This is a genomic window from Nocardia cerradoensis NBRC 101014, assembly GCF_000308535.1.
Lineage (GTDB): Bacteria > Actinomycetota > Actinomycetes > Mycobacteriales > Mycobacteriaceae > Nocardia > Nocardia cerradoensis.
This window is the reverse complement of sequence record NZ_BAFW01000160.1, coordinates 1-8,344: the sequence shown is the minus strand read 5'-3', so window position 1 is coordinate 8,344 and position 8,344 is coordinate 1. Positions and strand designations below refer to the sequence as shown.

Here is an 8,344-nt window from a genome sequence, read left to right as displayed (position 1 = left end):
AATTGTCGGTGGCCTTCCTCGAGAAACCCTGTGAACTCGCTCGGAGTCCGGTACCGGCCGGGAGGTGGCGGAGTCCGCCGCCGCGCGCGCCCGGCGCGGGCACAATGGGGGATATGGCCGAGATCGTGCTGGTGCGCGGGGACATCACCGAACAGGACGTGGACGCCGTGGTCAATGCCGCCAACTCCCGATTGCTGGGTGGCGGCGGTGTCGACGGTGCGATCCACCGCAGAGGCGGACCCGAGATCCTGGCCGCCTGCAAGCAGCTGCGGGCGACGACCTATCCGGACGGGTTGCCCACCGGCGCGGCCGTGGCGACGACGGCCGGCAATCTGCCGGCCCGCTGGGTGATCCACACCGTCGGCCCGGTCTGGGCGGCGAAGCAGGACCGCTCCGGTCTGCTGGCCTCCTGCTATCGCGAATCTCTGCGTGTCGCAGACGAAGTGGGCGCGCGCACGATCGCCTTCCCGGCGATTTCCACCGGTGTCTACGGCTGGCCCCTCGACGACGGCGCCCGGATCGCCCTCGACACCGTCCGGGCCGCCCGCGCCGGTGCCACCGAGATCCGTTTCGTCCTGTTCGACGAGACCGCGCATCGGATCTTCGAATCCGCGCTGGCCGCAACGGAATAGGTGGCTTCGCCAGTCTTCGGTGCGCGGGACCGCCGCGCTCGGGCTCCGTGTCGGTGGCCGCCGGTGCGGGGGCTCTCGGTTAGACTTCGAACAATTGTTCGCGACTCGACAGGGGTGCATTTCGTGCGGGTGATGGGTGTCGACCCCGGGCTCACCCGGTGCGGCCTGAGCATCGTCGAGGGCGGTCTGGGGCGCCAGGTCACCGCGCTCGACGTCGATGTGGTGCGCACACCGGCCGATGTGGACCTCGCGCAGCGGCTGCTCGGCGTCGCCGACGCCGCCGAGCACTGGATGGACACCCACCGGCCCGAGGCGGTCGCGATCGAGCGGGTCTTCTCCCAGCACAACGTCCGCACCGCGATGGGCACCGCGCAGGCCGGCGGGGTGATCGCGCTGGCGGCGGCGCGGCGCGGCATCCCGGTCGCCTTCCACACCCCGAGCCAGGTCAAGGCCGCGGTGACCGGCAACGGCTCCGCGGACAAGGCTCAGGTGACGGCCATGGTGACCCGCATCCTAGGCTTGCAGACGGCGCCGAAACCGGCCGACGCGGCCGACGCCCTGGCGCTGGCGATCTGCCACTGCTGGCGGGCGCCGATGCTGGAGCGGATGGCGAAGGCGGAGGCACAGGCCGAACAGGCGCGACGCAGATACGCCGAAAGGCTTGCCCAGCAACGAAAGGCGGTGACCAGGTGATCGCGTCGGTGCGCGGTGAGGTGCTCGAGATCGGTCTCGACCACGCGGTGCTGGAGGCCGCGGGCGTCGGTTACCGGCTCAACGCCACTCCCTCCACGCTGGCTGGTCTCACCCGCGGCGACGAGGCCCGCCTCTACACCGCGATGATCGTGCGCGAGGATTCGATGACGCTGTACGGCTTCGCCGACACCGAGGCGCGCGATCTGTTCGGGCTGCTGCAGACCGTTTCCGGTGTCGGCCCCCGGCTGGCGATGGCGGTGCTGGCGGTACTCGAGCCGGAGTCGCTGCGTAAAGCGTTGGCGGAGAGCAATGTCGCGGCGCTGACGCGGGTGCCGGGTATCGGTAAGCGCGGTGCCGAGCGCATGGTGGTCGAATTGCGCGACAAGGTGAATCTGGTTCCCGTGCAGTCCGCACCGCCGGGCGCGGCGCCCGCCCCGGTCGTCACCCCGGTGCGTGATCAGGTCGTGGAGGCGCTGACCGGTCTCGGCTTCCCGGTGAAGCAGGCCGAACCGGCCGTCGACGGCGTCCTCGCCGAACAACCCGAACTGGGCACCTCGCAGGCGCTGCGAGCCGCGCTCGCGATTCTCGGCCGGAACCGGTGACGGCGATGCACGACGACGAATTCCCTTCCGGCGCCGACGATGTCGACACCGGCGCGGACGGCGAGTCCGCGGTCACCGCGAACTATCTGACGTCCGACGGTGACATCGAGGCCGGGCTGCGCCCCAAATCCCTGGACGACTTCATCGGCCAGCCCCGGGTGCGCGAACAGCTGGCCCTGGTACTGCGCGGTGCGACCCAGCGCGGCGGCACCCCCGACCATGTCCTGCTGTCCGGCCCGCCCGGGCTGGGCAAGACCAGTATGGCGATGATCATCGCCGGCGAGCTCGGTACCGCCCTGCGGATCACGTCCGGTCCGGCCCTGGAACGCGCCGGTGACCTGGCCGCGATGCTGAGCAATCTGGTCGAGGGCGACGTGCTGTTCATCGACGAGATCCACCGCATGGCGCGCCCGGCCGAGGAGATGCTGTATCTGGCGATGGAGGATTTCCGGGTCGACGTCGTGGTCGGCAAGGGGCCGGGAGCGACCTCGATTCCGCTGGAGATCGCGCCGTTCACCCTGGTCGGCGCCACCACGCGCTCGGGCGCGCTGACCGGCCCGCTGCGCGATCGCTTCGGTTTCACCGGCCACATGGACTTCTACGAACCCGAGGAACTGCAACGCATCCTGCAGCGCTCGGCGGCGATCCTCGGCGTGCGCATCGAATCCGACGCGGCGGCCGAGATCGCCGGCCGCTCCCGGGGGACGCCCCGCATCGCGAACCGGTTGTTGCGCCGGGTGCGCGACTACGCCGAGGTGCGGGCCGACGGCCTGGTCACCCGGGACATCGCCAAGGCCGCGCTGGCGGTCTACGACGTGGACTCGCTGGGATTGGACCGGCTCGACCGCGCGGTCCTCGGTGCGCTGGTCCGCGGCTTCGGCGGCGGACCGGTCGGGGTGTCGACGCTGGCGGTGGCCGTGGGGGAGGAGGCCGCCACGGTCGAGGAGGTGTGTGAACCGTTCCTGGTCCGCGCCGGGATGGTGGCGCGCACCCCGCGCGGGCGGGTCGCCACCGCCGCGGCCTGGGAACATCTGGGCCTGGTGCCGCCGCCGGATCTGGTCTTCGGATCCATCGAGGTCCGGGGCCGCGAAGCCCAGCCCACGCTCGACCTGTTCGACTGATCCGGTCCGGCTCGGCCGTGCGGCGGCGCTAACTCACCAGCGCCGTGACCGCATCCACGAAGGCATCCACCTCGCCGGAATGATAGGCCCGGACTCCCGTCGCGGCCGTGCCGAATTCGGGTCTGATCGCCGCGGCGTCCCATCCCGTGGCGGTCTGTGCCAGCAATGCCGCCACGCGCTCGCGGAACGCGTCGACCTCGTCGGCGACGTATCCGCTCCGCCCCAGCGGCGGGGCCGAGAACCGCAGCCGGGAAACGTATTCCGGCGAGGGTGGCCACGCCACCTGCGGCCGGGCCGGTCCATAGCGCGCGAATTCCAGTTCCACACAGGCGCGATCGAGGAATGCGTCCACCTCGTCGCGGTCGTAATCGCGGCGGCCGGGTGCGGCCAGGCCGAATTCGTGCCCGCGAATGGCGGCCGCACTCAGCGCGGCCCGGCCCGCGAAGGCATCGGCGAGGGCGGCGCAGAACGCGTCGACCTCGGCGGGGTCGTAGCCGCGGTGCCCGATCGGGGCTCGCCCGAATCGGATCCCTCGCACATACTCCGGCGTCACCCGCACATTGTTACTACACCGCTCAGCCGGCGCGCACCCCGTCGATCAACAGTCGCGGAATCGCCCGGGCCAGTCCCGCGGTCGACTCCGGATCGGGATCGCGCAGCCCGTGCACGATGGCCGCCAGCAACATGCCGGTCACCGCCTTGGCCGTATTGGCGGCGTCGAGATCGGCCCGCAGATAGCCGAGTTCCACCCCGTGTTCGAGATATCCGGCGGTCAGCGCGTCGGCGGTGTCGAGCAGGCCGTAGAGCCGCATCGTCAACTCCGGATCGATACCGGTGGCCTGGAACAGCAGCAACTGCGCGACCCGCCGGTCCTCGAGGAAGATCCGATGCAGCGCCACCCCGATCCGGTCCAGCTGATGCCGGTAGTCGTCGAGCGAGGTCGCCGCGTCGGGCGCGTTCTCGGTTCCGAGCGCCTCGATGATCCGCGCGGCCAGATCGTCGATCACGTGGTCGATGATGTCGCGCTTGTTCTCGAAGTAGCGATAGAACGTCCCGTGCCCGATTCCCAGGGCCGTGGCGATATCGGCGATTCCGGTGGCGTGATAGCCCTTGTCGGCGAAGCAGGCGAAGGCGGTGTCGATGATCTGTTGCCGCAGTTCGGCCTTGCGTCGCTCCAGATGTGTGGATGGCTTCGGCACGGAGCCGATGATACGGTGTTCCGCAACGGAATGATGTGTCATTCCGTATCAGATACGTCAGGTAACAGGGAGGTTCGGCGTGGCACCTCAATACGACGCCGTGGTGGTCGGTGCGGGATTCGGCGGCATGGGGGCCGGGATTCAGCTGGATCGTCTCGGTCTGAAGAATTTCGTGATCCTCGAACGGGAGGACGGCCTGGGCGGCACCTGGCACGTCAACCACTACCCGGGCTTGGCGGTCGACATCGCCTCGGTGACCTACTCCTATTCGTTCGCGCCGAATCCGCACTGGTCGCGACTGTTCGCTCCCGGGGCCGAACTCAAGAAGTACGCCGAGCACATCGCCGACACCTACGATCTGCGCCGCCGGATGCGGTTCAACCAGGTCGTCGGCGGCGCCCGCTGGGATTCCGAACACGCGCACTGGGTGGTCTCGGTCGAGGGCGGCCGGACGCTCACCGCTCGCTATCTGCTCACCGCGACCGGCTTCCTGTCCCAGCCCTACACCCCGCCGTTCCCGGGCATCGACAGCTTCGCGGGCAAGATCATCCACACCACCGCGTGGGAGGACGATTTCGACCTGACCGGCCGCCGCGCCGCGGTCATCGGCACCGGCGCCACCGCCGTGCAGCTCGTGCCGGAGGCCGCGAAGAAGGTCGCGGAATTGACCGTCTTCCAGCGCACGCCGATCTGGGTCGTGCCGAAGGTCGACACCGCCATCCCGAAGCCGGTCCAGCAGCTGTTCGAGAAGCTGCCGCTGACCCAGAAGGCGGCCCGGCTGGTCAACACCGGCGCGCTGGAACTGCTGATGGTCTCCGGCGTGCTGCACTACAAGCAGGCCAAATTCGGCAACAAGGGCGCCGCGCTGCTGGCGAAGGCGCACCTGCGCGCCCAGGTGCGCGACAAGCAGACGCGGGACAAGCTGACCCCGCACTACGACTTCGGCTGCAAGCGGCCCACCTTCTCCAACACCTACTTCAAGACCTTCAACGAGCCGCACGTGCGGCTCGAGACCAACGCGATCGACCATGTCGAGGCCGACGGCATCGTGACCGCCGACGGCCACAAGACCGAGATCGACACCCTGATCCTGGCGACCGGCTTCAATCTCTGGGATGTGAACTTCCCAGCCGTCGAGATCATCGGCCGCGACGGGGTGAATCTCGGAAAGTTCTGGCGCGACAACCGTTTCCAGGCCTACGAGGGCATCACCGTGCCGAAATTCCCCAACTTCTTCAGCCTCAACAGCCCCTACTCCTACAGCGGGCTGTCCTACTTCACCACCATCGAGGCGCAGATGAAACATATGGACCGGCTGTTGCGTGAGGCCCGCCGGCGCGGTGAGCAGGTCTTCGAGGTGCGCGAAGAGGCCAACGCGCGCTTCCTGGAGTACGTGACCGAGAAGCTCGGCTCCTCGGTGTTCTACGCCGGCGATTGCTCGACCGCCCGCAGCTACTACTTCAACCAGCACGGCGAGGCGGCGCTGCTGCGGCCGAACAGTACGATCACCACCCACCGCGAAGCGGTGAACTTCCCGCTCGACGACTACGTCTACGGCGCGCCGGCGGCCTGAGACACCGCGGCGGCGGGGGTTCGCGCCGGTGTGGCGCACCCCGCCGCGCACACCGCGGGTGTGGCGATATTCCAGGTTGCTGGCAGACTGTGTGGGTACAGCCCATCCAACCCACCACACTAGGACCGACTACGACGATGGCGAACCTGCTGTTTCCGCTGCTACTGGTAGTTCTGCTCGTACCGATGTTTCTCGGTGTCCGCCGCCAGAAGCGCGAAGCGCAGAAGGTCGCCGATATGCAGGAGAACGTGAAGGTCGGTGACCAGGTCACCACCACCTCCGGTCTCTACGGCACCGTGGTCGACCTCGACGAGGAGACCGTCGACCTGGAGATCGCCGAAGATGTGGTGACCACCTGGCTGCGCGCCGCCATCCGCGATGTGCGCCCCACCGGGGACGCCGCCGAGGCGGATTCCGCCGCGGACGAGCCGGACGAGGCGATCGCCGGCGCGACGGTGGAGGGTGCTGCCACCAACGGAACCAACGGATCGGCTGCCGCGAACGGCGCGGAGGCCAACGGTTCCGCCCCGGTGTCCGGTGCGGAGGAATCCGTCGAGGACACCGCAGCCCGGCTGCGCAAAGACTGACCCGCTTCCGCCGTCGCAGCGTTCACCGCCGCGACGGCGGTGCGGCGTGTCCGTGGGCCCGCGACCGCCGGTGCTCCGTGTTCGCCGGTCATGCCGCAATTCCGGCCGCCACCCTCACCGCCTAGGAGATATGTACTGTGCCACCTTCCAAGGGAACGGGGCATCCGCTGCGGCTGCTCGGCGTCTACGCCGTGCTGCTCGCGGTGATCTACGCGTTGGTGTTCTTCACCGGTGACAAGTCGCCGGAACCCAAGCTGGGAATCGACCTGCAGGGCGGAACCCAGGTCACGCTGACCCCGCGCACGCCCGACGGCGGTAAGCCCAGCAAGGACAGCCTCAAGCAGGCCCAGCAGATCATCGAATCCCGGGTCAACGGTCTCGGTGTGGCCGGTTCCGAGGTGGTGATCGACGGCAACAACCTGGTCATCACCGTGCCCGGCAACGACGGGCAGCAGGCGAAGTCGCTGGCCACCACCGCCAAGCTCTACATCCGCCCGGTGGTCGGCCAGCCGCTTCCGGTGGGGCCCGACGGCAAGATCCAGTCCGGTGGTGAGACCGCCCCCGGCGCGGAGCAGCCCGGCACCCCGCCGGCGAACACTCCGGAGCCGGCGCCGGGTGCGGGGCAGCAGGCCCCCACGCCGGGTGCGTCGTCCGGTACCGAATCCAAGCCGTCCAACGAATCCGGCACAGCCTCGGGAACGGCCTCCTCGGGTGAGACGTCCGGTACCGGCGAATCGTCGGGTACGACCGCGCAGAACCGGGTTTTCCCGGCTCCGGCGCAGGCTCCGACGACGCCCGCACCCACTCCGACACCGGCTCCGGGCTCCGGTGCGCCGAATCCGGCGCTGACGCCGCAGCAGCAGGCCAAGCAGGAGATCGACGCGGCGCGGGCGCTGCGGCAGAGCACCGACCCGCAGGTCCAGCAGCTGGCTGCCCAGCAACTGGACTGCCACAAGCCCGACCCGCTGGCCGGTAACGACGATCCGAAGTTGCCGCTGGTGACCTGCTCGTCGGACGGCCACGAGGTGTACCTGCTGGCCCCGATGCGCATCGACGGCCAGGACATCAAGGACGCGAGTTCGTCGCTGAACCAGCAGTCGCAGTGGGCGGTCGACCTGACGTTCAAGAACGCCGACGCCTGGGCCGACCTCACCAAGGAATACCTGCAGAAGCAGGTGGCCTTCACCCTCGACTCGAAGGTGATCAGCGCGCCGGTGGTGCAGCAGGGCCCGCAGCTCGGCGGCACCACCCAGATCACCGGCCAGTTCAACGCGTCCACCGCCAAGGAACTCGCCAACTCGCTGAAGTACGGTTCGCTGCCGCTGTCGTTCGAGGTGTCGGAAGCCTCCACGGTGTCGGCGACGCTCGGCCTGGCCTCGCTGCACGCCGGTCTGATCGCCGGTGCGATCGGTCTGGTCGCGGTGCTGCTGTACTGCCTGCTCTACTACCGCATGCTCGGCTTCCTGGCCGGGTTCTCACTGGTGGCCTCGGGTGTGGCGGTGTACGGCATCATCGTGCTGCTCGGCCGGTGGATCAACTTCACCCTGGACCTCGCCGGTATCGCCGGTTTGATCATCGGTATCGGTATGACCGCGGACTCGTTCGTCGTGTTCTTCGAACGCATCAAGGACGAGATGCGCGAGGGCCGCAGTTTCCGCTCGGCCGTCCCGCGCGGCTGGGCCCGCGCGCAGCGCACCAACCTCTCCGGTAAGACCGTCAGCCTCATCGCCTCGGTGGTGCTCTACATCCTGGCTGCCGGTCAGGTGAAGGGCTTCGCGTTCACTCTCGGCCTCACCACCGTGCTCGACGTGGTGGTGCTCTATCTGGTGACCTCGCCGCTGATGATGCTGGCCTCGCGCTCGCCGTTCTGGGCGAAGCCGTCGGTCAACGGTCTGGGCGCAGTGCAGCAGCTCGCGCGGGAACGCAAGGCGGCCGGC

General features: G+C 68.9%; 9 protein-coding genes. 7 read left to right on the top strand and 2 right to left on the bottom strand.

Annotated elements, in window-relative coordinates:
- The first annotated feature begins 113 nt into the window (after positions 1–113).
- From ON23_RS16715 to ruvB, 4 genes are all read left to right on the top strand, one after another.
- Positions 114–632, top strand: coding sequence for an O-acetyl-ADP-ribose deacetylase (locus tag ON23_RS16715; RefSeq protein ID WP_039779292.1), 519 nt, complete (start codon positions 114–116; stop codon positions 630–632).
- Between the two features lie 123 nt (positions 633–755).
- Entirely contained in the window at positions 756–1,325 is a 570-nt protein-coding gene (gene ruvC, locus ON23_RS16710) for a crossover junction endodeoxyribonuclease RuvC (protein ID WP_039779291.1), read from the top strand.
- Positions 1,322–1,927 carry a Holliday junction branch migration protein RuvA gene (ruvA, locus tag ON23_RS16705; RefSeq protein ID WP_039779286.1) on the top strand — a complete coding sequence of 202 codons (606 nt, stop codon included), beginning with the start codon at positions 1,322–1,324 and terminating at the stop codon, positions 1,925–1,927. The genes ruvC and ruvA overlap by 4 nt, the downstream gene beginning before the upstream one ends.
- 5 nt (positions 1,928–1,932) lie before the next feature.
- Positions 1,933–3,048 carry a Holliday junction branch migration DNA helicase RuvB gene (ruvB, locus tag ON23_RS16700; protein ID WP_039779290.1) on the top strand — a complete coding sequence of 372 codons (1,116 nt, stop codon included), beginning with the start codon at positions 1,933–1,935 and terminating at the stop codon, positions 3,046–3,048.
- Between the two features lie 28 nt (positions 3,049–3,076).
- Here the strand turns inward: ruvB and ON23_RS16695 are convergent, their stop codons facing one another.
- Both ON23_RS16695 and ON23_RS16690 read right to left on the bottom strand, forming a co-directional pair.
- A complete protein-coding gene (locus ON23_RS16695) occupies positions 3,077–3,601 on the bottom strand; it encodes a DivIVA domain-containing protein (RefSeq protein WP_039779284.1) in 525 nt (174 codons plus the stop codon).
- A 22-nt stretch (positions 3,602–3,623) separates the two neighbouring features.
- Complete coding sequence (locus tag ON23_RS16690) at positions 3,624–4,256, bottom strand: TetR/AcrR family transcriptional regulator (protein WP_373282199.1); 633 nt, start codon at positions 4,254–4,256, stop codon at positions 3,624–3,626.
- A 70-nt stretch (positions 4,257–4,326) separates the two neighbouring features.
- Between ON23_RS16690 and ON23_RS16685 the strand changes: the two genes are divergently transcribed.
- The 3 genes from ON23_RS16685 to secD form a co-directional block, all read left to right on the top strand.
- Positions 4,327–5,820, top strand: a complete 1,494-nt coding sequence (locus ON23_RS16685; protein WP_039779282.1) for a flavin-containing monooxygenase — start codon at positions 4,327–4,329, stop codon at positions 5,818–5,820.
- Positions 5,821–5,957: 137 nt separating this feature from the next.
- On the top strand, positions 5,958–6,407 hold the full coding sequence (yajC, locus tag ON23_RS39805; protein WP_039779281.1) for a preprotein translocase subunit YajC: 450 nt from the start codon (positions 5,958–5,960) through the stop codon (positions 6,405–6,407).
- A 137-nt stretch (positions 6,408–6,544) separates the two neighbouring features.
- On the top strand, positions 6,545–8,344 hold a 1,800-nt coding region (gene secD / locus ON23_RS16675; RefSeq protein WP_039779280.1), incomplete at its 3' end, for a protein translocase subunit SecD.